The 26,459-nt window shown below is 70.5% G+C and carries 23 protein-coding genes and 2 pseudogenes; 12 read left to right on the forward strand and 13 right to left on the reverse strand.

What is annotated here, in order from left to right:
• Positions 1 to 16: 16 nt before the first annotated feature.
• Positions 17 to 2,527, reverse strand: coding sequence for an FHA domain-containing protein (locus tag ACFU53_RS31110; RefSeq protein ID WP_383999673.1), 2,511 nt, complete (start codon positions 2,525 to 2,527; stop codon positions 17 to 19).
• Between the two features lie 240 nt (positions 2,528 to 2,767).
• On the opposite strand from ACFU53_RS31110, the gene ACFU53_RS31115 reads away from it, so the two are divergent.
• Both ACFU53_RS31115 and serB read left to right on the forward strand, forming a co-directional pair.
• Entirely contained in the window at positions 2,768 to 4,768 is a 2,001-nt protein-coding gene (locus ACFU53_RS31115; RefSeq protein ID WP_383999676.1) for a streptophobe family protein, read from the forward strand.
• 151 nt (positions 4,769 to 4,919) lie between these two features.
• Positions 4,920 to 6,128, forward strand: coding sequence for a phosphoserine phosphatase SerB (serB, locus tag ACFU53_RS31120; RefSeq protein WP_383999678.1), 1,209 nt, complete (start codon positions 4,920 to 4,922; stop codon positions 6,126 to 6,128).
• A 133-nt stretch (positions 6,129 to 6,261) separates the two neighbouring features.
• Here serB and ACFU53_RS31125 read toward each other — a convergent pair whose 3' ends face one another.
• From ACFU53_RS31125 to ACFU53_RS31140, 4 genes are all read right to left on the reverse strand, one after another.
• On the reverse strand, positions 6,262 to 6,780 hold the full coding sequence (locus ACFU53_RS31125; protein ID WP_383999681.1) for a SixA phosphatase family protein: 519 nt from the start codon (positions 6,778 to 6,780) through the stop codon (positions 6,262 to 6,264).
• A gap of 97 nt (positions 6,781 to 6,877) precedes the next feature.
• Positions 6,878 to 7,093: a hypothetical protein gene (locus ACFU53_RS31130; protein WP_383999684.1), complete on the reverse strand. Its 216-nt coding sequence runs from the start codon at positions 7,091 to 7,093 to the stop codon at positions 6,878 to 6,880.
• Between the two features lie 155 nt (positions 7,094 to 7,248).
• Complete coding sequence (locus ACFU53_RS31135; protein ID WP_005477623.1) at positions 7,249 to 7,365, reverse strand: SGM_5486 family transporter-associated protein; 117 nt, start codon at positions 7,363 to 7,365, stop codon at positions 7,249 to 7,251.
• Between the two features lie 49 nt (positions 7,366 to 7,414).
• Positions 7,415 to 8,719: a CynX/NimT family MFS transporter gene (locus tag ACFU53_RS31140; protein WP_383999687.1), complete on the reverse strand. Its 1,305-nt coding sequence runs from the start codon at positions 8,717 to 8,719 to the stop codon at positions 7,415 to 7,417.
• A gap of 69 nt (positions 8,720 to 8,788) precedes the next feature.
• Here ACFU53_RS31140 and ACFU53_RS31145 point away from each other — a divergent pair, with 69 nt between their 5' ends.
• The gene (locus ACFU53_RS31145; RefSeq protein ID WP_383999690.1) at positions 8,789 to 9,484 is read left to right on the forward strand and encodes a FadR/GntR family transcriptional regulator; all 696 of its coding nucleotides are present in this window, start codon (positions 8,789 to 8,791) and stop codon (positions 9,482 to 9,484) included.
• Here the strand turns inward: ACFU53_RS31145 and ACFU53_RS31150 are convergent.
• The 4 genes from ACFU53_RS31150 to ACFU53_RS31165 all read right to left on the reverse strand — a co-directional run bounded on the left by ACFU53_RS31150 (position 9,459) and on the right by ACFU53_RS31165 (position 12,543).
• Positions 9,459 to 9,830, reverse strand: coding sequence for a hypothetical protein (locus ACFU53_RS31150; protein ID WP_383999693.1), 372 nt, complete (start codon positions 9,828 to 9,830; stop codon positions 9,459 to 9,461). The two genes, ACFU53_RS31145 and ACFU53_RS31150, sit on opposite strands and share 26 nt — an antisense overlap.
• 181 nt (positions 9,831 to 10,011) lie before the next feature.
• Positions 10,012 to 10,779 carry an enoyl-ACP reductase FabI gene (fabI, locus tag ACFU53_RS31155; RefSeq protein WP_005477633.1) on the reverse strand — a complete coding sequence of 256 codons (768 nt, stop codon included), beginning with the start codon at positions 10,777 to 10,779 and terminating at the stop codon, positions 10,012 to 10,014.
• Between the two features lie 5 nt (positions 10,780 to 10,784).
• Positions 10,785 to 11,489, reverse strand: a complete 705-nt coding sequence (gene fabG / locus ACFU53_RS31160) for a 3-oxoacyl-[acyl-carrier-protein] reductase (protein WP_383999696.1) — start codon at positions 11,487 to 11,489, stop codon at positions 10,785 to 10,787.
• Between the two features lie 175 nt (positions 11,490 to 11,664).
• Complete coding sequence (locus ACFU53_RS31165; RefSeq protein WP_383999699.1) at positions 11,665 to 12,543, reverse strand: SEC-C metal-binding domain-containing protein; 879 nt, start codon at positions 12,541 to 12,543, stop codon at positions 11,665 to 11,667.
• A gap of 398 nt (positions 12,544 to 12,941) precedes the next feature.
• Between ACFU53_RS31165 and ACFU53_RS31170 the strand changes: the two are divergent.
• The 4 genes and pseudogenes from ACFU53_RS31170 to tyrS all read left to right on the forward strand — a co-directional run.
• Positions 12,942 to 13,115 (forward strand): annotated as a pseudogene (locus ACFU53_RS31170) (DUF397 domain-containing protein); the annotation flags it as partial.
• A gap of 121 nt (positions 13,116 to 13,236) precedes the next feature.
• Entirely contained in the window at positions 13,237 to 14,760 is a 1,524-nt protein-coding gene (locus ACFU53_RS31175) for a TldD/PmbA family protein (RefSeq protein ID WP_383999702.1), read from the forward strand.
• Positions 14,757 to 16,160: a metallopeptidase TldD-related protein gene (locus ACFU53_RS31180; protein WP_383999704.1), complete on the forward strand. Its 1,404-nt coding sequence runs from the start codon at positions 14,757 to 14,759 to the stop codon at positions 16,158 to 16,160. The genes ACFU53_RS31175 and ACFU53_RS31180 overlap by 4 nt, the downstream gene beginning before the upstream one ends.
• 99 nt (positions 16,161 to 16,259) lie before the next feature.
• Positions 16,260 to 17,528: a tyrosine--tRNA ligase gene (tyrS, locus tag ACFU53_RS31185; RefSeq protein ID WP_383999707.1), complete on the forward strand. Its 1,269-nt coding sequence runs from the start codon at positions 16,260 to 16,262 to the stop codon at positions 17,526 to 17,528.
• Between the two features lie 88 nt (positions 17,529 to 17,616).
• On the opposite strand, the gene ACFU53_RS31190 is transcribed toward tyrS, so the two are convergent.
• Positions 17,617 to 17,895 carry a GlsB/YeaQ/YmgE family stress response membrane protein gene (locus ACFU53_RS31190; protein WP_383999710.1) on the reverse strand — a complete coding sequence of 93 codons (279 nt, stop codon included), beginning with the start codon at positions 17,893 to 17,895 and terminating at the stop codon, positions 17,617 to 17,619.
• 244 nt (positions 17,896 to 18,139) lie between these two features.
• On the opposite strand from ACFU53_RS31190, the gene ACFU53_RS31195 reads away from it, so the two are divergent.
• Complete coding sequence (locus tag ACFU53_RS31195) at positions 18,140 to 18,562, forward strand: DUF3099 domain-containing protein (RefSeq protein WP_383999713.1); 423 nt, start codon at positions 18,140 to 18,142, stop codon at positions 18,560 to 18,562.
• Between the two features lie 208 nt (positions 18,563 to 18,770).
• Positions 18,771 to 19,010, forward strand: coding sequence for a hypothetical protein (locus ACFU53_RS31200; RefSeq protein WP_383999716.1), 240 nt, complete (start codon positions 18,771 to 18,773; stop codon positions 19,008 to 19,010).
• A 5-nt stretch (positions 19,011 to 19,015) separates the two neighbouring features.
• Here ACFU53_RS31200 and moaA read toward each other — a convergent pair whose 3' ends face one another.
• From moaA to ACFU53_RS31215, 3 genes are all read right to left on the reverse strand, one after another.
• A complete protein-coding gene (gene moaA / locus ACFU53_RS31205; protein WP_383999719.1) occupies positions 19,016 to 20,005 on the reverse strand; it encodes a GTP 3',8-cyclase MoaA in 990 nt (329 codons plus the stop codon).
• Between the two features lie 217 nt (positions 20,006 to 20,222).
• Entirely contained in the window at positions 20,223 to 21,848 is a 1,626-nt protein-coding gene (locus ACFU53_RS31210; protein ID WP_383999722.1) for a cation acetate symporter, read from the reverse strand.
• Entirely contained in the window at positions 21,845 to 22,201 is a 357-nt protein-coding gene (locus ACFU53_RS31215; protein ID WP_383999725.1) for a DUF485 domain-containing protein, read from the reverse strand. Before ACFU53_RS31215 ends, ACFU53_RS31210 begins: the two co-directional genes overlap by 4 nt.
• 389 nt (positions 22,202 to 22,590) lie before the next feature.
• On the opposite strand from ACFU53_RS31215, the gene ACFU53_RS31220 reads away from it, so the two are divergent.
• From ACFU53_RS31220 to ACFU53_RS31230, 3 genes and pseudogenes are all read left to right on the forward strand, one after another.
• On the forward strand, positions 22,591 to 24,123 hold the full coding sequence (locus tag ACFU53_RS31220; RefSeq protein ID WP_383999728.1) for a S8 family serine peptidase: 1,533 nt from the start codon (positions 22,591 to 22,593) through the stop codon (positions 24,121 to 24,123).
• A 110-nt stretch (positions 24,124 to 24,233) separates the two neighbouring features.
• Positions 24,234 to 25,751, forward strand: coding sequence for a S8 family serine peptidase (locus ACFU53_RS31225; protein ID WP_383999731.1), 1,518 nt, complete (start codon positions 24,234 to 24,236; stop codon positions 25,749 to 25,751).
• A gap of 69 nt (positions 25,752 to 25,820) precedes the next feature.
• Positions 25,821 to 26,459 (forward strand): annotated as a pseudogene (locus tag ACFU53_RS31230) (hypothetical protein); the annotation flags it as partial.

Consider the following 26,459-nt stretch of genomic DNA (forward strand, 5'->3'; position numbering starts at 1 on the left):
CGTCAGTGCCCGCGGGCTACTTCCGCATGACCTCCGGCTCGTGGCGGCGCAGGAAGCGGGCCACGAGGACACCGCAGATCACGCCGAGCACGATGAGGGCGATCATGTCGAGGCTGTAGGCGCCGACAGTGTGGTCCCACAGCGGGTCCGTGTCGCCCGCCTCCTTGGGCGGGCTGATGTTGTTGAAGTCCAGCGTGGCGCCCGCGGCGGCGACCGCCCAGCGCGACGGCATCAGGTACGAGAACTCGTTGACGCCGGGACTGCCGTGCAGGGCGAAGAGGCAGCCGGTGAAGACGACCTGGACGATCGCGAACATGACCAGCAGCGGCATCGTCTTCTCGGCGGTCTTCACCAGCGAGGAGATGACCAGGCCGAACATCATGGACGTGAAGCCGAGCCCCATGATCGGGATGGAGAGTTCGAGCATGACGGCGAACTTGCCCTCGCCGAAGATCAGCGCCTCGTCCGGGATCGTCCGGCTGGAGAAGCCGATCGCGCCGACCATGGCGCCCTGGAACACGGTGACCGCGCCGAGGACGATCACCTTGGACATCAGGTACGCCGAACGCGACAGACCGGTCGCCCGCTCCCGCTCGTAGATCACCCGTTCCTTGATCAGCTCTCGGACGGAGTTGGCGGCGCCCGCGAAGCACGCGCCGACCGCGAGGATCAGCAGCACCGTGGTGGCCGTGCCGTTCGGGACGGGCAGGCCGCTGGCCTTGTTCACCCCCCGCACCAACAGGTCCTTGTCCGGGTCGATGAGCAGGCTCACCGCGCCGAGGACGGCCGGCAGGATCACCGTCAGCGCCAGGAAGCCCTTGTCGGACGCGATGACGGAGACATAGCGCCGGACCAGGGTGCCGAGCTGCGAGAACCAGCCCTGCGGCTTCGACGGACGCATCGACTGCGGCGGCGGCATGTGCACCGACTGCGGGGCGACGGCGTCGATGTCCGCGGCGTACATCTGGTAGTGCTGCGAGCCCTTCCAGCGGCCCGCCCAGTCGTAGTCGCGGTAGTTCTCGAAGGCGGAGAAGACGTCGGCCCAGGTCTCGTAGCCGAAGAAGTTCAGGGCCTCCTCGGGAGGACCGAAGTACGCCACCGAGCCGCCCGGGGCCATCACCAGGAGCTTGTCGCAGATCGCCAGCTCGGCCACGGAGTGGGTGACCACCAGGACCGTACGGCCGTCGTCGGCGAGGCCGCGCAGCAGCTGCATGACGTCGCGGTCCATGCCCGGGTCGAGGCCGGAGGTCGGCTCGTCCAGGAAGATCAGCGACGGCTTGGTCAACAGCTCCAGGGCGACCGAGACGCGCTTGCGCTGGCCGCCGGAGAGGGAGGTGATCTTCTTGTCCTTGTGGATGTCGAGCTTCAGCTCGCGCAGCACCTCGTCGATACGGGCGTCGCGCTCCTTGGCCGTGGTGTCGGCGGGGAAGCGCAGCTTGGCCGCGTACTTGAGGGCCTTCTTGACGGTCAGCTCCTTGTGCAGGATGTCGTCCTGCGGGACCAGACCGATGCGCTGGCGCAGCTCGGCGAACTGCTTGTACAGGTTCCGGTTGTCGTAGAGGACGTCGCCCTGGTTGGCGGGGCGGTAGCCCGTGAGCGCCTTCAGCAGGGTGGACTTGCCGGAGCCCGAGGGGCCGATGACCGCGATGAGTGACTTCTCCGGGACGCCGAAGGAGACGTCCTTCAGGATCTGCTTGCCACCGTCGACGGTGACCGTCAGATGGCGTGCGGAGAAGGAGACCTCACCGGTGTCGACGAACTCCTCGAGGCGGTCGCCGATGATGCGGAACGTCGAGTGGCCGACGCCGACGATGTCGTTCGGGCCGAGGAGTGCCGTACCGCCCTTGGCTATCGGCATACCGTTGACGAACGTGCCGTTGTGCGAGCCGAGGTCGCGAATCTCGAAGCGGCCGTCGGGGGTCGCGTGGAACTCGGCGTGGTTGCGCGACACCTGCAGGTCGGAGACGACCAGCTCGTTCTCCAGCGCACGACCGATGCGCATGACGCGGCCGAGGGCCAGCTGGTGGAACGTGGTCGGGCTGCGGTCGCCGTAGACCGGCGGCGCCCCCGCGCCACCACCGGGGCCCTGCTGCGGGAAGCCCTGCTGATGCGGGACCTGTGCCTGCTGCGGCTGCTGCCAGTCCGCCTGCGGCGCCTGCTGCTGCGGGGCCTGCTGGGCGGCGTATCCGGCGCTCGCGCCCTGGGCGGCGTACGGCTGCTGCTGTGCGGCAGCGGCGGCGCCGGACATGCTGAGTCTCGGGCCGTCGGTCGCGTTGCCCAGGTGCACGGCCGAGCCGGGACCGACCTCCAGTTGGTGGATCCGCTGGCCCTGCACGAAGGTGCCGTTGGTGCTGCCGTGGTCCTCGATCACCCAACTACGGCCGCCGAAGCTGATCGTGGCGTGACGCCAGGACACCCTGGCATCGTCGAACACGATGTCCCCCTGCGGATCACGTCCGAGGGTATATGCCCTGGACGGATCGAGCGTCCAGGTTTGTCCGTTCAATTCCAGTACGAGTTCCGGCACTCCAGCCCCACTGTGTTGTCCCCCGAATTACCCCCAACACAGGGAGTCTAGGGATGTCGAACATCGGGGGGAACTATTTCAGGCTCGACCCCCTGACCGAAAGTCGGGCCTTGTGAAGAGAACGTACGGGGGCATCTGCCGATCCCGTTGACGGGGCTGAAACCGGGCCGGAGAGTGGTAATCCCACGCGAGGGGGACATCAGCGGTGCAACGCCGCGATGTGGATCGGGGGGTCCGACCATGAGCGACCGGAATGTTGGCCATGGCAGGAGCTTGCCGTGGGGGGACGTGCTGCTCTCCGCGATCGCCGCCGTGAGCTGGGCGTTGATCGGAATGGCGGGTACGGCGGCGCTCGGACTGCATCTGCTGGAGGCCGACTCGGCGGGCGAACTGGGGCCCATGACGGCGGCGGTTGTGGCGCTCGGGGCGGGTGGGTCCGTGACACCGTCCGGCGATGTGTCCGTCTTTGACCTGGAAGGAGCGCAGGCGACCACCGCCATCGAGATCACGCCACTGGGTGTCGGCCTGGTGGGAGCGCTCCTGCTGTCCTGGTTCTTCCTACGGTCCCTGCGCGGCGCGGGAGTTGTGATCGCGCCCGTCGAACTCCTCGCACGCGCGGGCTCGGTGCTCGCGCTCTTCGTGGCTCTGATGGGCGGACTGGCCTGGGCCGGGAACGCCGTCATCACCCTCGACGGAAGTCGACTGGGGATCGACGGACAACTGCCGGGCGGCGGCGACCTCGACAACGTGGAGATCCCCGGGCTCGGGGACATCGGGGACATCGGCGGCGGCCTGCTGCCGGATCGGCTGGGCGACCTGGCCGACGCGAACGCCGAGGTCGGCTTCACGGTCGACACCGTGCCGACCCTGCTCGGCGGCCTGGCGTGGTGCCTCGGAGTACTGCTCATCGCCCTGCTGGCCTCCCGCCGCACTCCCCTGCCACCCGGCCTCGCCGCGGTGCACCGGGTCGTACGGCCGGCCGTGTCCGCGGTGGTCACCGTGCTGCTGGTGGCGGTCCTGGCCGGGCTCGCGGCGGCGGTGTACGCGGCGATCAGCGACCCCCACCCCGAGCGGATCGCCGGCGCGGCCCTCCTCGGCGCGCCCAACGGCGTCTGGCTGGGCGTCCCCATCGGCCTCCTCGTCCCCTGGGACGGCAGGGCCACCGGCCAACTGGCCGGCCTGCTGCCCGACCCCCTCGACAAGCTGCTGCGCGTCAATGCCGACGAACCCGTCACCCTCGGCCGCCTCGCCGAACTGGACGACCGGGTCTGGCTGTTGGGCCTCGCGGCCGCGCTGATGATGTTGTACGCGGGGGTCCTGACCGCCGTGCGTACGCCTTTTGCGCGGGAATCGACTGCCACCGCTGGCGGGGGTGCGACCGGTGCGGATGTACGGGGCGGGGGTGCGCTCGGCTTCGCCGCGCGCTGCGCGCTTCGGCTCGGACTCGCGACAGCGGTGGCACTGCTGCTGCTCGCCTGGCTGACCGAGGTGTCGGTGGACGCCTCGCTGGCCCTGTTCGGCATCGACGCGTTCGACGCGGGCATCGAGTTGCGCGGGCAGTCGGCGATGGCCTTGGTGCTGGGCGCGCTGTGGGGTGCGGGTGCGGGGGCCGCCGGGGCGCTGCTGGCGTGCGCGACGGGGGCCGCGGGACGGAGGGCCTCGCCGTTGGCGCGGGGGGACGCGGGTGGCGGCGGGGCGGCGACCGCCGGGGCCTATGAGACGTCTGCGGCAGCCTCCTCCTCGGGACCGTACCTGCCGGGCAGTCCGTACCGGCCGCCGAACCCGGACACCAACCCGTATCTGCGGCTGCCGGACGAGCTGCGGAGGCCGCCGGGGGCGGGTGGGTCCGGGGTGGGTGGGCGGGGGCCGTCGGGGTCGTGGGAGGCCCGGGAGCCCCTGGAGAACGGGCGGGAGACGTCTGGGCGGGGCGGGGACGGAGAGAGTGCGGGAGGTCCGGGGGCCTCCGGAAGTCCCGGAAGCCCCGGAAGCGCAGGAAGCCCCGGAGGTCCGGGAGCGCGGCCGCCCGATGTGTACGGGGCGCCCACGGTGGTGCGGCGGTTCGCTCCGCCACCTCGGCGGCCGGGGCAGCGGCCGGGCTCGGGGTCGGGGTCCGGGTCCGGACCTCGATCGGGGTCGGGGTCCGGGTCGGCCCCCTGGCCGGCTCCGCCGCCGCCCCCGGAGGAGGGCCCGCCGCCTCCGCCACCGCCGCCGCCTCCGCCGCGGGGGCCCCGGGGGCGTTGAGACACCCGGGGACGGGGGTGATCCGAGGAGGCTCTCCGGGGCGTCGTACACGATCCGGACGCGCTTCAACCCCTGGTAACCCAGTGTTCTCCGTCCGCTGGGCGGACCTCAGGGGCAAAACGCACGGGGCGCCGGATACGGTTGGCACATCATGAGCGCTTCGCAGACCTCCTCTGACGTCCCCACTCTCCTCGTCAAGATCTTCGGCAAGGACCGGCCGGGTATCACCGCCGGGCTGTTCGACACCCTCGCCGCGTACTCCGTCGATGTGGTCGACATCGAGCAGGTCGTCACCCGTGGCCGGATCGTGCTGTGCGCGCTCGTGACCGAGCCGCCCGCCGGGCAGGAGGGCGACCTGCGGGCGACCGTCCACAGCTGGGCGGAGTCGATGAAGATGCAGGCGGAGATCATCTCCGGCCTTGGCGACAACCGGCCCCGTGGCCTCGGCCGCTCGCACGTCACCGTGCTGGGCCACCCCCTGACCGCCGAGTCCACCGCCCGCATCGCCGCCCGGATCACGGCGACCGGCGGCAACATCGACCGTATCTTCCGTCTCGCCAAGTACCCGGTGACGGCCGTGGAGTTCGCGGTGTCCGGTACGGAGCCGGAGACGCTGCGGACCGCGCTGGTGACCGAGTCGGTGGCGCTGGGCGTGGACGTGGCCGTGGTCGCGGCGGGCCTGCACCGGCGGGCGCAGCGGCTGGTGGTCATGGACGTGGACTCCACGCTCATCCAGGACGAGGTGATCGAGCTCTTCGCCGCGCACGCCGGGTGCGAGAAGGAGGTCGCCGAGGTGACGGAAGCCGCGATGCGCGGGGAGCTGGACTTCGAGCAGTCGCTGCACGCGCGCGTGGCGCTCCTGGAAGGGCTCGACGCCTCGGTGGTGGAGAAGGTACGCAGCGAGGTGCGGCTCACGCCGGGGGCGCGCACGCTGATCCGTACGCTGAAGCGGCTCGGCTTCCAAGTCGGTGTCGTCTCGGGCGGGTTCACCCAGGTCACGGACGACCTCAAGGAGCGGCTGGGCCTCGACTTCGCACAGGCCAACACGCTGGAGATCGTCGACGGCAAGCTCACCGGCAAGGTCGTCGGGGAGATCGTGGACCGCGCGGGCAAGGCGCGGCTGCTGCGCCGGTTCGCCGCCGAGGCGGGGGTCCCACTGGTCCAGACCGTGGCCATCGGCGACGGCGCGAACGATCTCGACATGCTCAACGCGGCCGGTCTGGGCGTCGCCTTCAACGCCAAGCCGGTCGTCCGCGAGGCCGCGCACACCGCGGTGAACTTCCCCTTCCTCGACACCGTGCTGTACCTCCTCGGGGTCACCCGGGAAGAGGTCGAGGCGGCGGACATGCACGAGGAGTGACAGGGCGTACGGCAAAGGCCCGGCACCGAGGTGGTGCCGGGCCTTCGTCGTGCCGGGTGCCCATGAGTACGCCCATGAGACGGTGCGCCCGCGGGGCCGTACGCCGGGTGCCGGTGAGGCTGCGCGGCCGGGGTTACTCCGTCGGCGCCCAGTAGTCGGCCAGCGTGGTCGCGCCCGGCTCCAGGCTCTTCCAGGGACCCTCGAAGGAGAGCACGGCGTAGGCGGCGGCCGGGAAGCCGTGGCGGTTCATGCGCTCGCGGGCGTCGCCCTCGGCGCTGCCCGCGAGGATGTCGGCGAGGCCCTGGACTCCGGGGTTGTGGCCGATCAGGACCACGTTCTGCGCGTCGTCCGGGGTTTCGTTGAGCAGGGCGATCAGCTCGCCGGGCGAGGCCTCGTAGATCCGCTCCTCGTAGACCGTTTTCGGCCGGTCGGGCAGCTCATGGACGGCCAGCTTCCAGGTCTCGCGGGTCCTGACGGCCGTGGAGCAGAGGGCAAGGTCGAGGGGGATGCCGGAGTCGGCCAGCTTGCGCCCGGCGACGGCGGCGTCCATACGGCCCCGGTCGGCGAGCGGCCGCTCGTGGTCGGAGACCTGTGGCCAGTCGGCCTTCGCATGCCGGAAGAGGACGATCCTGCGGGGTTCTGCGACGCTCATGCGTCCCAGCTTCGCACGAAACAGGCCATGGGGCGCAGGGAGTTGAAGTGCGGATACCCGGCACCGGTACATGCGCTTCCGGCGGGCTGGCCGCTCGTCACGGTGCGTGGTTCAGCAGTGCCTGCTGTATGCGCTCCAGGAGGTGGGCGATCGTGGGGTCGCCGCTCGCCGCCTGGGCTTCCGCGGGGTTCAGGATCAGCAGCAGGAGGGTGGCGAACCCGAGGGCGGGCAGGGCGACCGCCCACCAGGGAAGCCGGATGTCGACGCCGCTCGTGGGCGCCGGGTGGGTCCGGGTGTGCGTAGGGGCCGACATGCCGCCTCCGTGGTCTGCGAGTGGGCCGTGGCCCGTCCTCTCGGCCACATCTCGAAGCTACGGAATTCGCGTGCGTCGTCCCATCCGGTGATCCACCCACTTCACCCTGAGACTCGCCCCCTAGGGGACGGGGGGTTATCCCCACCCCTCGACGGTCACGGTGACGCGATGGCCGCGATGATCCCGATGACGACGAAGATGGCGAGGAACGAGCCGAAGACCAGGAGCATCTTCTTCTGGCCGTTCTGGGGGTTCGGGTCGAGCACTGGCATACGCCCAGTCTCGCACCCCTGACCCGCGGTGGACCCGCGGGGGTGTGTCTCAGCGGACCGCCTCGTCCTCCACCACCCGGTCGCGGCCCGCCAGGATGCCCGCGGCGATCTGCGGGAGCATCAGGGCGGCCATGAGGGCGAGGGGCAGGCCCCAGCCGCCGCTGTGCTGGTAGAGGACACCGACGAGAAGCGGGCCGGGGATCGAGATCAGATAGCCCGTGCTCTGCGCGAAGGCGGACAGCTTGACCACGCCCGCGCCGGTCCTGGCCCGCATGCCGACCATGGTGAGCGCGAGCGGGAAGGAGCAGTTGGCGATGCCGATCAGCAGCGCCCACGCCCAGGCGCCCTCCGCCGGGGCGAGGTGGAGGCCGCCGTACCCGAGCAGCCCGCAGATGCCCAGGACGACCACGATCGGCCCCTGGCGGGGCAGCCGGGTGGCGAGCCGGGGGATCACGAAGGCCAGCGGTACGCCCATCACCATCGTGACGGCCAGCAACAGCCCCGCCGTGCCGGCCGGGACCCCCGCGTCCCGGAAGATCTGCGCCATCCACCCCATCGTGATGTACGCGGCGGTCGCCTGAAGCCCGAAGAACACGGCGAGCGCCCAGGCCGTACGGCTCCGGGTGATCCGTAGCGCGGACTCCTCCTCGCGCGCGGGGGCCTGCTCGGCGGAGCGCGTGGCGCGGTCCCGGACGAAGGGCAGCCAGGGCAGCACGGCCGCAGTCGCCAGGCCCGCCCACACCGCGAGCCCGGTCTGCCAACTCCCGCCCATCGCCTCGGTCATGGGCACGGTGACGGCCGCGGCGGAGGAGGTGCCGAGGGCGAGGGCCATGGAGTAGAGGCCCGTCATGGAGCCGACCCGGTCCGGGAACCAGCGCTTGACGATGACCGGCATCAGGACGTTGCTGACGGCGATGCCCATCAGGGCGAGGGCGCTCGCGGCCACGAAACCGGCCGTGCCTCCGGCGTACGGCCGGATCAGCAGGCCGCCGGCGATCGCGACCATGCCGGCGCAGACGACGGCGGCCGGGCCGAAGCGACGGGCGAGCCGGGGCGCCATGACACCGAAGAGGGCGAAGCAGAGCGGCGGTACGGAGGTGAGGAGGCCTGCCACGCTGCCGCTCATGCCGAGCCCGGCGCGCACCTCTTCGAGGAGGGCGCCGAGGCTGGTGATGGCGGGGCGGAGGTTGAGGGCCGTCAGGACGATGCCGACGACCGCCAGCCGGGCCGTCCACGCGCGCGTGCCCGGCGCCGGGGGCCCGGCCTGGGGTCCGACCTGGGCTTGTTCGGGTGTGACTCGCTCGGGCGCGGCGGTCGGCACCAGGGTTTCCTCGCTCACCATGACACCCATCATAGAATCATAGGATGATTGGTTGTCCGCGCCCGGCTGCTCCCGGTCGCCCCGTACATGCGAAGGTGTGCCATGCCGCTGAGCCATCCCCGCCGATCGGCGCTGTCCGAGCAGGTCATCGCCGCGTTGCGCAACCAGATCACCTCGGGCGAGTGGCCCGTCGGCTCCCGGATCCCCACCGAGCCCGAGCTGGTCGAGCAGCTGGGCGTCGCCCGGAACACGGTCCGTGAGGCCGTCCGCGCGCTCGCGCACAACGGTCTGCTGGACATCCGCCAGGGCTCCGGCACCTACGTCGTCGCGACCAGCGAACTCGCGGGTGTGATGCACCGCCGCTTCGCGGACGCCGACCCGGCCCACATCGCCGAGCTGCGCTCCGCCCTGGAGTCGAGCGCCGCGAAACTGGCCGCCGAGCGGCGCACCGAGAGGGACCTGAAGCAGCTGGACGCGCTCCTGGCGCGACGTGAGGAGGCGTGGGCGTCGGGCGACGCGGAGGCCTTCGTGACCGCCGACGCGACCTTCCACATGGCGGTCGTGGCCGCGTCCCACAACGACGTCGTGACGACGGTCTACGCGGACCTGGGCGAGGTGCTGCGGGACTGGCTGCGCGGTGACGTGGGAGAGGAGCTGACGCCGGAGACGTACATGGACCACGCCCGGCTGGTGGACGCGATCCGCGCGGGCGACGCGCAGACCGCCGCGGCGGAGGCGGGCGGCTATCCGTTCCACTGCCGTCCGGGGCGGGTCAGCGCTCCCCCCGCTGGTGGCTGAACCACACCGAGCGGACTTCCTTCCAGCAGCGCCCGGTGAGCCGTACGGTCTGCGCGGGCCCCGTCTCGACCGCGGCGCTGTCACTGTCGATGTCCCACCACCGCTCGCACTCGATGTGCAGCCGGACGCGGTCGACGGCCACGTAGGGGTTGAAGCAGTGCGCGATCACCCGGGAGCCGGTGACGGTGCTGTGGCAGGCCGACCCGAAGGGATCGGGCTTGTCGGTTCCTACGTGCGCGTGCCGCCTTCCGGTCTCCACGCGCGCGTGCGGTGCCGACTCGGACGGGAGGGTGAGTACGAGAGCCAGGGCGACGACAGCTGGGGCGACGCTGCGGGAGATGCGCACAAGGGAGACCTCCTCGGCCGAGCGGCTGGGCGGTGTACGTCCAGCGTGCGCGGCACCCGGCCCCGGCGGCCCGTCCAATGAGCCGAACGAGTGATCGTCCCGGCGAAGAGGAGTACGGCGAGGGCGCGCACCCGAATGGATGCGCGCCCTCGAACCGTCGTGGAGCCGTCAGCGGGAGCGCTCACGCGCCGATCGCGTGCAGCCCGCCGTCCACGTGGATGATCTCGCCGGTGGTCTTGGGGAACCAGTCGCTGAGCAGCGCGACGACACCGCGGCCGGCCGGCTCGGGATCCTTGAGGTCCCACTCCAGGGGCGAGCGGTCGTCCCACACGGCGGCCAGCTCGCCGAAGCCCGGGATGGACTTGGCGGCCATGGAAGCGAGGGGGCCGGCGGAGACGAGGTTGCAGCGGATGTTCTGCTTGCCCAGGTCGCGGGCGACGTAACGGCTGGTGGCCTCCAGGGCGGCCTTGGCCGGTCCCATCCAGTCGTACTGCGGCCAGGCGAACTTCGCATCGAAGGTGAGGCCGACGACCGAGCCGCCGTTCTGCATCAGCGGCAGACAGGCCATGGTCAGCGACTTCAGGGAGTACGCCGAGACGTGCATCGCGGTGGCGACGGACTCGAACGGCGTGTTGAGGAAGTTGCCGCCGAGGGCGTCCTGCGGGGCGAAGCCGATGGAGTGGACGACGCCGTCCAGGCCGCCGAGCTCCTCACCGACGATGTCGGCCAGCCGCCCGAGGTGCTCGTCGTTGGTGACGTCGAGCTCGATGACCTTGGTGGGCTTGGGGAGCTTCCTGGCGATGCGTTCGGTCAGCGTGGGCCGCGGGAACGCGGTCAGGATGATCTCGGCGCCCTGCTCCTGGGCCAGCTTGGCGGTGTGGAAGGCGATGGAGGACTCCATCAGCACACCGGTGATCAGGACGCGCTTGCCCTCGAGGATTCCGCTCATGGTGATCAGTGACCCATTCCCAGTCCGCCGTCTACGGGGATGACGGCTCCAGTGATGTACGAGGCGTCGTCCGAGGCGAGGAACCGCACCGTCGCGGCGATCTCCTCGGGCTGCGCGTACCGGCCGAGCGGCACCTGCTTCACGATGCCCGCACGCTGCTCGTCGGTGAGCACCTTGGTCATGTCGGTGTCGACGAAGCCGGGGGCGACGACGTTGAAGGTGATGTTGCGCGAGCCCAGCTCACGGGCGAGGGAGCGCGCGAAGCCGACCAGGGCGGCCTTGGAGGCGGCGTAGTTGGCCTGGCCCGGGGAGCCGTACAGGCCCACGACCGACGAAATCAGGACGACGCGGCCCTTCTTGGCGCGCAGCATGCCGCGGTTGGCGCGCTTGACGACGCGGAAGGTGCCCGTGAGGTTGGTGTCGATGACCGAGGTGAAGTCCTCCTCGGTCATGCGCATCAGGAGCTGGTCCTTCGTGACGCCGGCGTTGGCGATCAGGATCTCGACCGGACCGTGCTCGGCCTCGATCTCCTTGTAGGCCTGCTCCACCTGCTCGGGGTCGGTGATGTCGCACTTGACGGCCAGGAAGCCGGCCGGCGGCTCCCCCGAGCGGTACGTGACGGCGACCTTGTCGCCGGCGTCGGCGAACGCGCGGGCGATGGCGAGGCCGATGCCCCGGTTGCCTCCGGTGACGAGAACCGAGCGGCTCAACGGATCACCCTTTCGTTCTGGAGTCTGGTACCCCACGAACCTATCCGCCCGCCGCACCGGGTGCCGATTACGAGAACGACAGGGCCATGGGGTGCTGTCTGTGGGGTTCCCACAGACAGCACCCCGTCGGGGACGCGTTCATACCGTCGCTGACGGCTCGGTGCCCGGTACCCGGTCACCCCTGCGCGGGGCCCCCGCAGCACTTCTTGTACTTGCGCTCCGAACCGCACCAGCAGGGCCCGTTGCGCGCCGGCGGCCAGTCGATCGCCTGTCCCCTGCGGGCCAGTTCGGCGGCGTACGCGGACCGTGCAGCCGGGGTGTCGGGGGAACCAGCTCCCTCCGCCTCCGTGTACGCCGTGAGGCCACTCACCGACGCCCGGCCGACCGCCAGGCGCGGGGCGCCCTCGTCCGACAGCTCGCGCAGCGTGTGCTCGACCTGTCGGCGATGACCGGCATGGTCGTCGCCGTACGCTTCCGCGACCGACGGCCAACGCTGGAGCAGGCACGCGAACTCGTCCGACGGCCAGTACAGGACGCAGGCCTTCACCAGGCCGGAGGGCACCGGATCGATCCCGTCCAGCTCGTCCGCGAGCGCCTCGAACTCGTCCCGCAGAGCGTCGGGACCGCCCTCCTCCAGCCGCTTCAGACGGAGCGGGTCGTGCAGCTCGTCCAGCGAGCGCACCCTTCCGACGACTGGGGTCGCGCGCCGTTCGTGCAGTGCGTCCGCCAGGTCGTCCCAGTCGTCGTGCGGTCCGCCGAGCAGGCGCCGCACGCGGTGGCGACCGATGACGCATTCCTCCAGACCGAAGGAGTCCGGGGACTCGGCGACCGTGTCCGCCGTCACCGTGGCGCCGACACCCAGGGCATGCGTGACTCCGGACGTGTACCACTCGGCGGCCTTCGCCGTCTCGCCCCCGGCCTCGAAGACCTCGGCGACGATGCTCCAGGCACCCGCGTCCCGGGGGTGCCGCCGCGCGGGCGTCGTCCTCGCGCCCGGCGTCCCACAACGCGTTGATACGCCACGCGTCGATGAGATCCGGCTCCCGGCAACCACCCGAACCCGGATCGAGCAGCCGCTCGTAGAGCGCCACCGCGCGCTCGTGCTCGCCCGCGTCGAGCCACGCCTCGGCGGCTTCACGGAGCAGTTCCTCCCGCTCCTCCGGGTACCGCTCCGCGAGCTGTTCACTCTCCTGAGCGAATTGGGCGGGGGTGCTGGACACCGAGGTGGCGGCGCGGAAAGCGGGGGTCCGCCGGGACTTGCGGGTCTTCTTGTTCTTGCCGGTCGTGCGGCGCCTGCTGGACATGGATTCACCGTAGCGGGGCCTGGGTCGGGGTGGCCGGGAAACCTGTTTCGGGAGTCGTCCGGCAGCGCGTACTCCGCCCACACGACCTTCCCCGGCCCCGTCCGCCCCTCGACACCCAGCGCACGACGAGCAGCCCCCTGCCGCCCTCTTCAAGAGCAGCTACAGCGGTAGTGGTGGCGGCAACCGCGTCGAGGTCGCCGTGTGCCCCGAGGCGGTCCACATCCGCGGCTCCAAGGGCACCGGCATCCGTCCTCTCGTCGTCACGCCGACCGCCTGGGCGGCGTTCACGGCACTCGCGGCGGGCTCGCCCCTGGGCGGCTGAGTACGCGATGTTCGCGGGCGGGCACGGGAGTTGGTTTCCCGTGCCCGCCCGTTTGTCCGTGCCCCATGATTCACTGCCTCCGACGGTCACCACAGGCATGCGCCCGAAGGGAATCCCACCCGTGCCCCACGAAGTCGATCAGTCGTTTCTGGCGCTACCCCTACGGGCCCTCGCCGACGCCGCGCTGGCCCGCGCGCGTGCCCTCGGCGCCGACCACGCGGACTTCCGGTTCGAGCGGGTGCGCAGTGCGTCCTGGCGGCTGCGGGACGCGAAGCCGGCCGGGTCGTCGGACACGACGGACCTCGGGTACGCGGTGCGGGTGGTGCACGGCGGGACCTGGGGGTTCGCGTCCGGTGTGGACCTGACGATGGACGCCGCCGCGAAGGTCGCCTCGCAGGCCGTGGCGATGGCCAAGCTGTCCGCGCAGGTCATCAAGGCCGCCGGGGCGGACGAGCGGGTGGAGCTGGCGGACGAGCCCGTACACGCGGAGAAGACCTGGATCTCCGCGTACGAGATCGATCCGTTCACCATCCCCGACGAGGAGAAGTCGGCGCTGCTCACGGAGTGGAGCACGCGGCTGCTGGCGGCCGACGGGATCAACCATGTGGACGCCTCGCTGCTCACCGTGCACGAGAACAAGTTCTACGCGGACACCGCCGGGACCGTGACCACCCAGCAGCGCGTACGGCTGCACCCGTCGCTGACCGCCGTGTCGGTCGACGAGTCCAGCGGTGAGTTCGACTCGATGCGGACGCTGGCGCCGCCGGTCGGCAGGGGCTGGGAGTACGTCACGGGCACCGGCTGGGACTGGGACGACGAGTTGGCGCGGATCCCGGAGCTGCTCGCCGAGAAGATGCGGGCGCCGAGCGTCGAGGCGGGCGTCTACGACCTGGTCGTCGACCCGTCCAACCTGTGGCTGACCATCCACGAGTCCATCGGCCACGCCACCGAGCTGGACCGCGCGCTCGGCTACGAGGCCGCGTACGCCGGCACCTCCTTCGCCACCTTCGACAAGCTCGGCAAACTGCGCTACGGCTCCGAGCTGATGAACGTCACCGGTGACCGCACCGCCGAACACGGCCTGGCGACCATCGGGTACGACGACGAGGGGGTGGAGTGCCAGAGCTGGGACCTCGTCAGGGACGGGACCCTCGTGGGCTATCAACTCGACCGCCGTATCGCGAAGTTGACCGACCTGGGCCGCTCCAACGGCTGCGCGTACGCCGACTCCCCGGGGCATGTGCCGGTGCAGCGGATGGCCAATGTGTCGCTGCGGCCGGACCCGGCCGGAATGTCCACCGAGGATCTGATCGGCGGGGTCGATCGCGGGATCTATGTCGTCGGGGACCGGTCGTGGTCGATCGACATGCAGCGGTACAACTTCCAGTTCACCGGGCAGCGGTTCTTCAGGATCGAGAACGGGCGGATCACCGGGCAGCTGCGGGATGTCGCGTACCAGGCGACGACGACCGACTTCTGGGGGTCCATGGCGGCCGTGGGCGGGCCGCAGACGTACGTCCTGGGCGGTGCCTTCAACTGCGGCAAGGCCCAGCCGGGCCAGGTCGCCGCGGTGTCGCACGGCTGCCCGTCGGCCCTCTTCAAGGGCGTCAACATTCTGAACACCACGCAGGAGGCCGGTCGATGAGCGCGGGGAACAACAAGGCGCACAAGCCGCACGAGATCGTCGAGCGGGCCCTTGAGCTGTCCCGGGCCGACGGCTGTGTGGTGATCGCCGACGAGTACTCGACGGCGAACCTGCGTTGGGCGGGCAACGCGCTGACCACGAACGGGGTCACCCGTGGCCGGTCGGTGACCGTCGTCGCCACCGTCGACGGCAAGGAGGGCACCGCCTCCGGGGTCGTGTCGCGGTCCGCCGTCACCGCCGAGGAGCTGGAGCCGCTGGTGCGGGCCGCCGAGGCCGCAGCGCGCGGCGCCGGACCCGCCGAGGACGCCCAGCCGCTGATCACGGGCGTGGAGCACTCCCCCGATTTCAGGGACGCGCCCGCCGAGACCTCCTCCGCCGTGTTCGTCGACTTCGCGCCGGCGCTCGGGGAGTCGTTCGCACGTGCGCGTGCGGGCGGCCGCGAGCTGTACGGCTTCGCCAACCACGAACTGGTGTCGAGCTATCTCGGTACGTCCACGGGGCTGCGGCTCCGGCACGACCAGCCGAACGGGACGCTGGAGCTGAACGCCAAGTCCCCCGACCGCAAGCGCTCGGCCTGGGCGGGGCGCTCCACGCGGGACTTCAAGGACGTCGATCCGGGGGCCCTGGACGCGGAGCTGGCCGTACGGCTGGGCTGGGCCGAGCGGCGGGTGCCGCTGCCTGCCGGGCGGTACGAGACGCTGCTGCCGCCCACGGCGGTGGCGGATCTACTGATCTACCAGATGTGGTCGGCGTCGGCGCGGGACGCGGCCGAGGGCCGGACGGTGTTCAGCAAGCCCGGTGGCGGTACGCGGATCGGCGAGCGGCTGACCGAGCTGCCACTGACCCTGCGCAGCGACCCGAACGAGCCGGGCCTGGAGACCGCGCCCTTCGTGCTGGCCCACTCCTCCGGCGGCGACAGCTCGGTGTTCGACAACGGGCTGCCGCTGAAGACGACCGAGTGGATCAGCGGGGGTGAGATCGCGCATCTGCCGACCACTCGGCACAGCGCGGGTCTGACCGGCCTGCCGGTGGTGCCGACGATCGGCAACCTGATCCTGGACGGAGGCGAGGACCGCTCCCTGGAGGAGATGGTCGCGAACACCCGGCGCGGGCTGCTGCTGACCTGCCTGTGGTACATCCGCGAGGTCGACCCGGCGACGCTGCTGCTGACCGGGCTGACCAGGGACGGCGTCTACCTCGTGGAGAACGGCGAGGTCACGGGCGAGGTCAACAACTTCCGGTTCAACGAGTCGCCGGTGGACCTGCTGGGCCGGGCCACGGAGGCCGGGCGTACGGAGAAGACGCTGCCGCGCGAGTGGAGCGACTACTTCACCAGGGCCGCGATGCCCGCGCTGCGGGTGCCGGATTTCAATATGAGTTCTGTCAGCCAGGGCGTATAACCTCGTAGGCGTTCGTGGTCGGCCGTCACCCGACAGCCGGGCGGGCACCCGCGAAGACCGCCGAACACTTGCGAAGACCATCTAGGAGACACGAGAACCGTGACGGACATCGTCGACGAGCTGAAGTGGCGGGGGCTGTTCGCCCTGTCCACCGACGAGGACGCTTTGCGCAAGGCGCTCGCGGACGGTCCCGTCACGTTCTATTGCGGTTTCGACCCGACCGCGCCGTCCCTGCACGTCGGGCACCTGGTGCAGGTGCTCACCGTGCGCCGGCTCCAGCAGGCCGGGCACCGGCCGCTGGCGCTGGTCGGCGGCGCGACGGGTCTGATCGGTGACCCGCGCCCGACGGCGGAGCGCACGCTGAACGACCCGGAGACCGTCGCCGGCTGGGTCGGCAGGCTGCGCGCCCAGATCGAGCCGTTCCTGTCCTTCGAGGGCGAGAACGCGGCCGTCATGGTCAACAACCTCGACTGGACCGAGGGCCTCTCCGCCATCGAGTTCCTGCGGGACATCGGCAAGCACTTCCGCGTCAACAAGATGCTGACGAAGGACTCCGTCGCCCGCCGTCTGGAGTCCGACCAGGGCATCAGCTACACCGAGTTCAGCTACCAGATCCTCCAGGGCATGGACTTCCTCCAGCTCTACCGGAGGTACGGCTGCACGCTCCAGCAGGGCGGCAGCGACCAGTGGGGCAACCTCACGGCCGGCCTGGACCTGATCCACCGGCTGGAGCCCGGCACGGAGGCGCACGCGCTGGCCACGCCGCTGATGACCAAGGCGGACGGCACCAAGTTCGGGAAGACCGAGGGCGGCGCCGTCTGGCTCGACCCGGAGATGACGACGCCGTACGCGTTCTACCAGTTCTGGCTGAACGTGGACGACCGGGACATCACCCGGTACCTGCGGATCCTGTCCTTCAAGTCCCGTGCGGAGCTTGAGGAGTTGGAGAAGCAGACGGAGGAGCGGCCGCAGGCCCGTGCCGCGCAGCGCGCGCTGGCCGAGGAGCTGACGACGATGGTGCACGGGGCGGACCAGACGGCCGCCGTGATCGCCGCGTCCCGCGCCCTGTTCGGACAGGGCGACCTGGCCGAGCTGGACGAGACGACGCTGGCCGCGGCGCTGTCCGAGCTGCCGCACGCGAAGGTCGCCGAGCTGGCGCCGGTCGTGGATCTCTTCGCGGAGGTCGGGCTGGTGCCGAGCAAGTCCGCGGGGCGGCGGACCGTGAAGGAGGGTGGGGCCTACGTGAACAACGTCAAGGTCACCGCGGAGGACGCCGTGCCGGCGTCGGAGGACCTCATGCACGGGCGGTGGCTGGTGTTGCGGCGGGGGAAGAAGAACCTGGCCGCCGTCGAGGTGACTGAGGCCTAGAGGCCGTAGGGGCGTGGGGATTCCGGCGACTGCGGGTTGTCCGTGGTTGCTCGCGCAGTTCCCCGCGCCCCTAGGGGCGCGGGGCCGTTCAGGTCCGATGCTTTTTCTTGCCCAGGGTTGCCATGTAGGCCATGTCTCCGAAGAAGACGATGACTACCGCGGCTGCCAGCTGCAGGGCGTGGCGGCCCCAGTCGATGCCTGCGGTTTCTTCGATGCCGAACGCTCGGGCCAGGGCGTTGCCCACGACGGCTCCGATGATGCCGAAGATCGTCGTCAACCAGAGCGGGCTGTGTTGCTTGCCCGGAATGATCGCCTTGGCCAGGAGGCCGAGTACGAATCCCACGATGATCGCCCACAACCAGCCCATGGCTGCCTCCTCGTACGGCTCGACGTGAGCATTACGCCCAGTGTCGGCCCGCGTGCGGTACGCCGCATGTCGGCGCGGCCGTACGCGCGACGGCGCATTTCCTCCACCCCCGTGGAAGGTGACCCGGTCTCGTAGGCGACGCAGACGCGGCGTAACGTTGAGCTTGTCCGGACCGCGTTCCATGCAGCGGGCACGGGCGGGGCACGGGCCGGAAGCGTCCGATACAGGCGGGTGGTGGAACGTGATGCGGAAGCAGGGAAACGTCGAGGTCTTCCGGATCACAGGCGCCCGGCAGGGCCTCGCCGACGATGTCCGGGGCCGGCAGCGTCGCTACATCATCTCCATGTCCGTCCGTACCCTCGCGGTGATCGCCGCCGCGGTGCTCTGGAACGTCGAACGGCACGTCGCGGTCGTCGCCCTGGTGCTCGGCGGGGTGCTGCCGTACATCGCCGTGGTGATCGCCAACGCGGGCCGCGAGAACGCGCCCTCGCTGCCGTCCACGTTCGTCAGCGCCCCCATGCGTCCGATGATCACGCCGCCCCGGGACACGGAAGCCTCCTCCTCGGCCGAATCCGGGGCCGAGGGGCGCTTCGCGGAATCCGTCCCGGAAGACGCCGCGGCCGATCCGGCGGGCGGGCGGCGGAGTGAGCCGCGCGAGCGGGCCTGAGCACCGGGAATCCTTACGAAGCGGAATCCGGCCACCCGCCAAGCTCAAGAAATGCTCAGATCAATCATGTAGTTCCTGTGCCGGGCAGAGGCCTACCCGTGACATACTTCGTACGCGCTCCGCATCCCCCGTCGGAGCGACAGACCGACGCCGGGCAGCTCCCCCCGTGGCTGCTCGGCGTCGCCTTTTCTGCGGCTAGGGTCGACGTGTGAACATCCTCAACGTCCCCGGCTCCGATCCTTCTTCCCCTGTCTGTTCAGCCAAGGGCTGTCGTGCCGACGCGGTCTGGGTGCTCGCCTGGAACAACCCGAAGCTGCACACTGCGGAGCGCCGCAAGACGTGGCTCGCGTGCGACGAGCATCGGGAGCACTTGTCGCAGTTCTTGGGGGTGCGGGGGTTCTTGAAGGATGTAGTGAAGCTGGACGAGTGGGAGGACCGTGCGCCGTAGAGCGCTCAGCCCCCGATCGCGGACATCGGCCTGTCCGGCTGAACGAAGGACGGATCGTCCAGGCCGGCGCCGGCCTTCTTGCCCCACATCGCCAGCCGCCAGATGCGGGCTATCTCCTCGTCGGGGGCGCCCGAGCGGAGGGCGGCACGGAGGTCGGTCTCCTCGCGGGCGAAGAGGCAGGTGCGGACCTGACCGTCGGCCGTGAGGCGGGTGCGGTCGCAGGCCGAGCAGAAGGGGCGGGTGACGGAGGCGATGACACCGACACGGTGGGGGCCGCCGTCGACCAGCCAGCGTTCCGCCGGGGCCGAGCCTCGCTCGCCCTGACCCTCGGGAGTCAGGTCGAAGCGGGTGCGCAGTGACGTCAGGATGTCGCCCGCCGTCACCATGCCGTCGCGCTTCCAGCCGTGCTGGGCGTCCAGGGGCATCTGCTCGATGAAGCGCAGCTCGTAGTCGTGCTCGACGGCCCAGGCGAGGAGGTCCGGGGCCTCGTTGTCGTTCAGGCCCGGCATCAGGACCGAGTTGACCTTGACGGGGGTCAGGTCCGCGTCGCGGGCGGCTTCGAGGCCTTCGAGGACGTCCTTGTGGCGGTCCCGGCGGGTGAGAGTCTTGAAGACGTCCGGGCGGAGGGTGTCCAGGGAGACGTTCACCCGGTCCATACCCGCCGCCTTCAGGGCCGTCGCCGTGCGCCTGAGGCCGATGCCGTTGGTGGTGAGGGACATCTGGGGGCGGGGGGCCAGAGCCGCCACACGCTCCACTATGCCGACCAGGCCGGGGCGCAGCAGCGGCTCACCGCCGGTGAAGCGGACCTCCGTGATGCCCAGGGTGCGGACGGCAATCTCTATGAGACGGACGATCTCGTCGTCCGTGAGCAGGTCGGGCTTCGCGAGCCACTGCAGGCCCTCCTCGGGCATGCAGTACGTGCAGCGCAGATTGCACCGGTCGGTCAGCGAGACCCTCAGGTCGGTGGCCACTCGGCCGTAGGTGTCGATGAGCACGTGGGCCCCCTCCCTCGTCGTACCGATCAACGAACGTGGTTCTGGCTCGTGGATCACGGATTCTCCGGACACCTGCGAGCCTACGTGACCCCTCTGACAACATCACGGGCCCGATCCCACAAGACCTGGCGGGAAGTCGCCGTAGATCCCTACGATCCGGACGCGACGCGGGGCCGTCGTAGGCGACCTACGACGGCCCCGGGCGGAGTGGGCCGGATCAGTGGGCGCCGGTGCCCGTGAGGGACCGGACCTCCAGCTCGGCGTACTTGGCGGCGTCGGGCTCCTCCTTGGACAGGACGGTGCCCAGCCAGCCCATCAGGAAGCCGAACGGGATGGAGATGATGCCCGGGTTCTTCAGCGGGAACCAGGCGAAGTCGACGTCCGGGAACATCGCCTTCGGGTCGCCGGAGACGACGGGCGAGAACAGCACCAGGCCGACGGCGACGATCAGACCGCCGTAGATCGACCACAGCGCGCCCTGGGTGGTGAACTTCTTCCAGAAGAGGCTGTAGAGGATCGTGGGCAGGTTGGCGGAGGCCGCGACGGCGAAGGCGAGGGCGACCAGGCCGGCCACGTTCAGATCGCGGGCGAGGCTGCCGAGGCCGATGGAGACGATGCCGATGAAGACGGTCGCCCAGCGGGCCGCGCGGACCTCTTCGGCGCCGGAGGCCTTCCCCTTGCGGATGACGTTGGCGTAGATGTCGTGCGCGAAGGAGGACGACGAGGCGAGGGTGAGGCCCGCGACCACGGCCAGGATGGTCGCGAAGGCCACCGCCGAGATCGTCGCCAGCAGGATCGCGCCCCAGGCCGAGTCGACGCCGCCCAGGTGCAGGGCGAGCAGCGGGGCCGCCGTGTTGCCCGACGGGTTGGAGGCGATGATCTCTTCCTGGGAGATCAGCGCGGCGGCGCCGAAGCCGAGCGCGATGGTCATCAGGTAGAAACCGCCGATGATGCCGATCGCCCAGTTCACGGACTTACGGGCGGCCTTGGCGTTGGGCACCGTGTAGAAGCGGATCAGGATGTGCGGCAGGCCGGCGGTGCCGAGGACCAGGGCGATGCCGAGGGAGATGAAGTCCAGCTTGGAGGTGCCGGTCAAGCCGTACTGGAGGCCGGGCTCCAGGAAGGCGGCACCCTTGCCACTGTTCTCGGCGGCGGTGCCGAGCAGATCGGAGATGTTGAAGTTGAACTTCAGCAGCACCAGGAACGTAATGAGGAGCGTGCCGCTGATGAGCAGGACGGCCTTCACCATCTGGACCCAGGTGGTGCCCTTCATGCCGCCGATGGAGACGTAGACGATCATCAGGATGCCGACCAGGGCGACGATGAGGATCTTCCCCGCGTCGGAGGTGATGCCGAGGAGCAGCGAGACGAGGACGCCCGCGCCCGCCATCTGGGCCAGCAGGTAGAAGATCGACACGACGATCGTGGACGTACCGGCCGCGGTGCGGACGGGGCGCTGGCGCATGCGGTACGCGAGGACGTCGCCCATGGTGTAGCGGCCGGAGTTCCGCAGCGGCTCGGCGACCAGGAGGAGGGCGACCAGCCAGGCGACCAGGAAGCCGATGGAGTACAGGAATCCGTCGTAGCCGAAGAGGGCGATCGCGCCCGCGATACCGAGGAACGACGCGGCCGACATGTAGTCGCCGGAGACCGCGAGGCCGTTCTGGAAGGCGCTGAACTGGCGTCCGCCCGCGTAGAAGTCGGCGGCGTCCTTGGTCTGGCGGCCGGCCCAGATGGTGATGGCGAGGGTCGCCAGGACGAACAGCCCGAACAGGGTGATGATGAGCGGCCGGTGCTGGCTCGCCTCGTTGGCCGCGAGGAACGTCTGCTGTGCGGGGCTCATGCGCCGCCCTCCATCCGGGACTTGATCGCCTCGGCCTTGGGGTCGAGTTTCGCGGCGGCGTGCTTCGAGTACCACCAGGCGATGAGGAACGTGGTGACGAACTGGGCGACGCCGAGGACGAAGGCGACGTTGATGTTGCCGAACAGCTTGGTGCCCATGAAGTCGCCCGCGTAGTTGGAGAGCAGGACGTACAGCAGGTACCAGGCGATGAAGGCCACGGTCAGCGGGAAGGCGAACGAGCGGTAGGAGCGGCGCAGTTCGGCGAACTCGGCGCTCTCATGGACCGCGGCGAACTCCTCTGGTGAGGGGAGGTGATGCTCGGCCTTCGAGGGGGGCGGTGCGTCGGTTGCCACGGAGTCTCCTCGCGTCTCCGCCGCGGTCGCGACGGTGGATGGGGACGATTTCGCCGTCGGATCGGGGGATGGGTTCGGTACGGACATCGGGGTCGGCTCTGTTCCTTCGGTGACGGGTGCACGATCGTGCTCGGGCTCCCTGCTCAACGTCACGGCGGCGCACGAGGACCGGTTCAACCGTCCGGGTTTCTTTCGAAGACCGATTCGGAAAGCGGCCCGGAACAGCGCCGACTTCGAGGGTTACCCCTCTACTTCGGCCTCCCGCCCGCGAACTCATTGCTGGCCGGCGAGGACGAGGGATAGCTTCGGGCTGCACCACCAACGTCATGTGCCTGTCCGGGCACCCGTGTGTCTCGGGCCGGTTTCTTTGAGGATGATGTGGAGATCCCATGGCTCATCTGCGCTCCAGACGACGGCTCGCGCTCGCGGTGCCCGTCGTCCTGTCGCTGACCGCCTCGCTCGGCTTCCTGCCGGGTGTCGCCTCGGCGGCCCCGCTCGCGGAGTCCACCGCCGCGACCGCGGAGGGCCCGAACCTCTCGTACGTCGTGAACACGAAGACGGACAAGCGCACGATCGCCTCCGTGCAGAAGGCGATAGCCAAGGCCGGCGGCAAGACGGTGATCACGTACGCCAAGATCGGCGTGATCGTGGTCCACTCGACCGACCCGGCGTTCGGTGCGACGATCCGCGCCGTGCGCGGGGTGCAGTCCGCCGGTGCCACCCGGACCTCGCCGCTGACCCCCGCCGGTACGACGGACCTGGGCGCCGTCGACTACCTGACGGACGCGGAGGCCGCAAAGGTGAAGGCCGCCTCGGCGGACATCCCCGACGCCGAGCCCCTCGAGGCCGACCAGTGGGACCTGCGGTCGATCGGCGCCGACCAGGCCGCGAAGATCAACCCGGGCAGCAAGAAGGTCACCGTCGCCGTGATCGACACCGGTGTCGACGACACCCACCCGGACCTCGCGCCGAACTTCTCGGCCTCCCAGTCCGCCAACTGCAACGGCGGTGTCGCGGACACCAGCGAGGGCTCCTGGCGGCCGTACACCCCGCAGGACTACCACGGCACCCACGTGGCCGGTGAGATCGCCGCGGCCCGCAACGGCGTCGGTGTCGCCGGTGTCGCGCCGGGCGTGAAGGTCTCCAGCATCAACGTGACCGACCGCAGCAGCGGCCTCTTCTACGCGGAGAGCGTCGTCTGCGCGTTCGTCTTCGCCGCCGACCGCGGCGTGGAGATCACGAACAACAGCTACTACGTGGACCCGTGGCTCTACAACTGCGTGGACGACCCGGACCAGAAGGCCATCGTCGACGCCGTCAACCGGGCCCAGAAGTACGCCACGAAGAAGGGCACCCTGCACCTGGCCTCGGCGGGCAACTCCAACCACGACCTCGCCTCCGACGCGATCCTGGACGCCACCAGCCCCAACGACACCACGCCGGTCGAGCGCACCATCGACCCGAGCGAGTGCTTCGACGTGCCGACCCAGCTGCCGGGCATCGTCACGGTGAGCGCGACGGGCGTGAAGAACGAGAAGTCGTACTACTCCACGTACGGTGACGGCGTCATCGACATCGCCGCGCCGGGCGGCGACGCCCGTTACCAGATCCCGGACACGCCGTCGAAGAACGGCCGCATCCTGTCCACCATGCCGAACGGCGCGTACGGCTTCCTGCAGGGCACGTCGATGGCGTCGCCGCACGCCGCCGGTGTCGCCGCGCTGCTGAAGTCCACGCACCCGGGGGCCAACCCGGGCCGGTTGCAGCGACTGCTGAAGGCCGAGGCGGACAAGCACGCCTGCCCGACGTCGTACGACCAGAACGGCGACGGCACGCAGGACGCGGTTTGCGAGGGCAGCCCGCGTGTGAACGGTTTCTACGGGTTCGGCATCGTCAACGCCCTGAAGGCCGTCACGAAGTAACCCCCGGTGCCCGGGGAGCACCAAGACCTCGCGGGGACCGGGTTCCCGCACAGCTCGTACCGCTTCGCACTGCTTCGTACCGCTCGTTTCGCGAACGAACTGGAGACAGCATGACAGCGCCTCACCAGCGCTCGCGCCGTCTGGTGGCGATCCCGCTCGGGATGGCCATGGCGACCGCGCTCGCCGTCGTACCGAACGTCACGGCCTCGGCCGCCGGGACGACCGGGCGGGCGGCGGCCGATGCGACGCCGCTCAGCTATGTGGTCAACGTGAGCCCCGGGCACGGTCCATCCGATCGGGTGAAGAAGGCGATCGCGGAGGCCGGCGGCACGATCGTGACGTCGTACGACCGGATCGGCGTCGTCGTCGTCCACTCCGCGAACGCCGGCTTCGCCGCGGCGGTCCGTGGTGTGCGCGGCGTCCAGTCGGCCGGTGCCACGCGCACCGCGCCGCTGCCCGCGCAGTCGACCACCGACGTGGGCACCCCGAAGGTGCTGACCGCCGAAGACATGGCGGACGTCGAGGCGGCGGACGGGCAGGACCCGTTGGAGCCGTTGCAGTGGGACCTGCCGGCCATCAAGGCGGACAAGGCGCACGAGGTGTCGCTCGGCAGCCGCGACGTCACGGTGGCCGTCATCGACACGGGCGTCGACGACACGCACCCGGACATCGCGCCGAACTTCGACCGCGACGCCTCGGTCAACTGCGTGACGGGCAAGCCGGACACGACCGACGGTGCCTGGCGGCCGGGGCCCACGGAGAGCGCGCACGGCACGCACGTGGCCGGTGAGATCGCGGCCGCGAAGAACGGCGTCGGCGTCACGGGCGTGGCGCCCGGGGTGAAGGTGTCCGGCATCAAGGTGTCCACGCCCGCCGGCTACTTCTACACGGAGGCCGTGGTCTGCGGCTTCATGTGGGCCGCCGAGCACGGCGTGGACGTCACCAACAACAGCTATTACACCGACCCGTGGTACTTCAACTGCAAGGACGACCCGGACCAGAAGGCGCTCGTCGAGGCCCTCACCCGGGCGACGAAGTACGCGGAGAGGAAGGGCGCGGTCAACGTCGCCGCGGCCGGCAACGAGAACTACGACCTCGCGGCCGACGAGATCACCGACCCGGTCTCCCCGAACGACTCGACGCCGTCGGACCGGGTGATCGACCCGTCCGAGTGCCTCGACATCCCGACCCAGTTGCCGGGTGTCGTCACGGTCGCCTCGACCGGCGCCAAGGGCATCAAGTCGTCCTTCTCCAACCACGGTCTGGGCGTCATCGACATCGCCGCACCCGGCGGCGACTCGACCCGCTTCCAGACCCCGGCCCCGCCCGCCACCAGCGGCCTGATCCTGGGCCCGCTGCCCGGTGGCACGTGGGGCTACATGGCCGGTACGTCGATGGCGTCCCCGCACGTCGCGGGCGTGGCCGCCCTCATCAAGTCGACTCACCCGCATGCTCCGGCGGCCCTGGTCAAGGCCCTGCTGTACGCCCAGGCCGACGCCACGCCCTGCACCGACCCGTACGACATCGACGGGGACGGCAAGGTCGACGCGGTCTGCGAGGGGCCGAGGAACTACAACGGCTTCTACGGCTTCGGCACGACGGACGCGTTGGACGCGGTGACCAAGTAGGGGTTCTCCTGCGGAGGTCGGGCCGGGCGGTATACCACCGTCCGGCCCTTCCGTTGCATAGTGCGGGTCATGACAGACATGAACCATGCGTGGGCGGCCCTGGGTGGCGATCCCGCCCTGTTGCCGCGGGTCTCGACCCTCGTACGGGACGGGGTGCTGGACGCCCGGCTGCCGGTACGGGAGCTGGCGCGGGCCTGCGTGGGGGTGTGCGCGCTCGCGGCGGCCGAGTTGGGAGCGCGGCGGGCCGGGCTCACGGAGGTGCCCCGGGTGCGGGTGGACGACGGGGCGGTCGGCACCGCCTTCGTGAGTGAACGGCATCTGCTGGTCGACGGGCGGGCGCCGGTCACCTTCGCGCCGTTGTCGCGGTTCTGGCGGACGGCGGACGGGTGGGTGCGGACGCACGCCAACTACCCGCATCACCGGGAGCGGTTGCTGGCCGCGCTGGGGGTGCCGGAGAGCTCTCCCGACCCGGTCGCCGCTGTCGGGCCGGCGCTCGCCGAGCGGTCGTCCCTGGAGGCCGAGGAGGCCGTGTACGCGGCCGGGGGCCTCGCGGTCGCCCTGCGGACGGTCAAGGAGTGGGCGGCGCACGAGCAGGCGCGGGCGGTGGCGGCCCGGCCGCTGGTCGAGCACGACCGGCCGGACACGGCACGCGCGCGCGTGCTCGCGCCGATCGAGGACGCCCACTCCGGCGGCGGGCCGCTGTTGCCC

Origin of the sequence: Streptomyces sp. NPDC057474 (assembly GCF_042802555.1) — a bacterium.
In the GTDB taxonomy this organism is placed as follows: Bacteria; Actinomycetota; Actinomycetes; order Streptomycetales; family Streptomycetaceae; genus Streptomyces.

Coding starts and splice junctions, on each gene's coding strand:
- ACFU53_RS31115 (WP_383999676.1), top strand. CDS start 2,768: ATGAGCGACCGGAATGTTGGCCATGGCAGGAGCTTGCCGTGGGGGGAC.
- serB (WP_383999678.1), top strand. CDS start 4,920: ATGAGCGCTTCGCAGACCTCCTCTGACGTCCCCACTCTCCTCGTCAAG.
- ACFU53_RS31125 (WP_383999681.1), bottom strand. CDS start 6,780: ATGAGCGTCGCAGAACCCCGCAGGATCGTCCTCTTCCGGCATGCGAAG.
- ACFU53_RS31130 (WP_383999684.1), bottom strand. CDS start 7,093: ATGTCGGCCCCTACGCACACCCGGACCCACCCGGCGCCCACGAGCGGC.
- ACFU53_RS31135 (WP_005477623.1), bottom strand. CDS start 7,365: ATGCCAGTGCTCGACCCGAACCCCCAGAACGGCCAGAAGAAGATGCTC.
- ACFU53_RS31140 (WP_383999687.1), bottom strand. CDS start 8,719: ATGATGGGTGTCATGGTGAGCGAGGAAACCCTGGTGCCGACCGCCGCG.
- ACFU53_RS31145 (WP_383999690.1), top strand. CDS start 8,789: ATGCCGCTGAGCCATCCCCGCCGATCGGCGCTGTCCGAGCAGGTCATC.
- fabI (WP_005477633.1), bottom strand. CDS start 10,779: ATGAGCGGAATCCTCGAGGGCAAGCGCGTCCTGATCACCGGTGTGCTG.
- ACFU53_RS31180 (WP_383999704.1), top strand. CDS start 14,757: ATGAGCGCGGGGAACAACAAGGCGCACAAGCCGCACGAGATCGTCGAG.
- ACFU53_RS31190 (WP_383999710.1), bottom strand. CDS start 17,895: ATGGGCTGGTTGTGGGCGATCATCGTGGGATTCGTACTCGGCCTCCTG.
- ACFU53_RS31195 (WP_383999713.1), top strand. CDS start 18,140: ATGCGGAAGCAGGGAAACGTCGAGGTCTTCCGGATCACAGGCGCCCGG.
- ACFU53_RS31210 (WP_383999722.1), bottom strand. CDS start 21,848: ATGAGCCCCGCACAGCAGACGTTCCTCGCGGCCAACGAGGCGAGCCAG.
- ACFU53_RS31220 (WP_383999728.1), top strand. CDS start 22,591: ATGGCTCATCTGCGCTCCAGACGACGGCTCGCGCTCGCGGTGCCCGTC.
- ACFU53_RS31225 (WP_383999731.1), top strand. CDS start 24,234: ATGACAGCGCCTCACCAGCGCTCGCGCCGTCTGGTGGCGATCCCGCTC.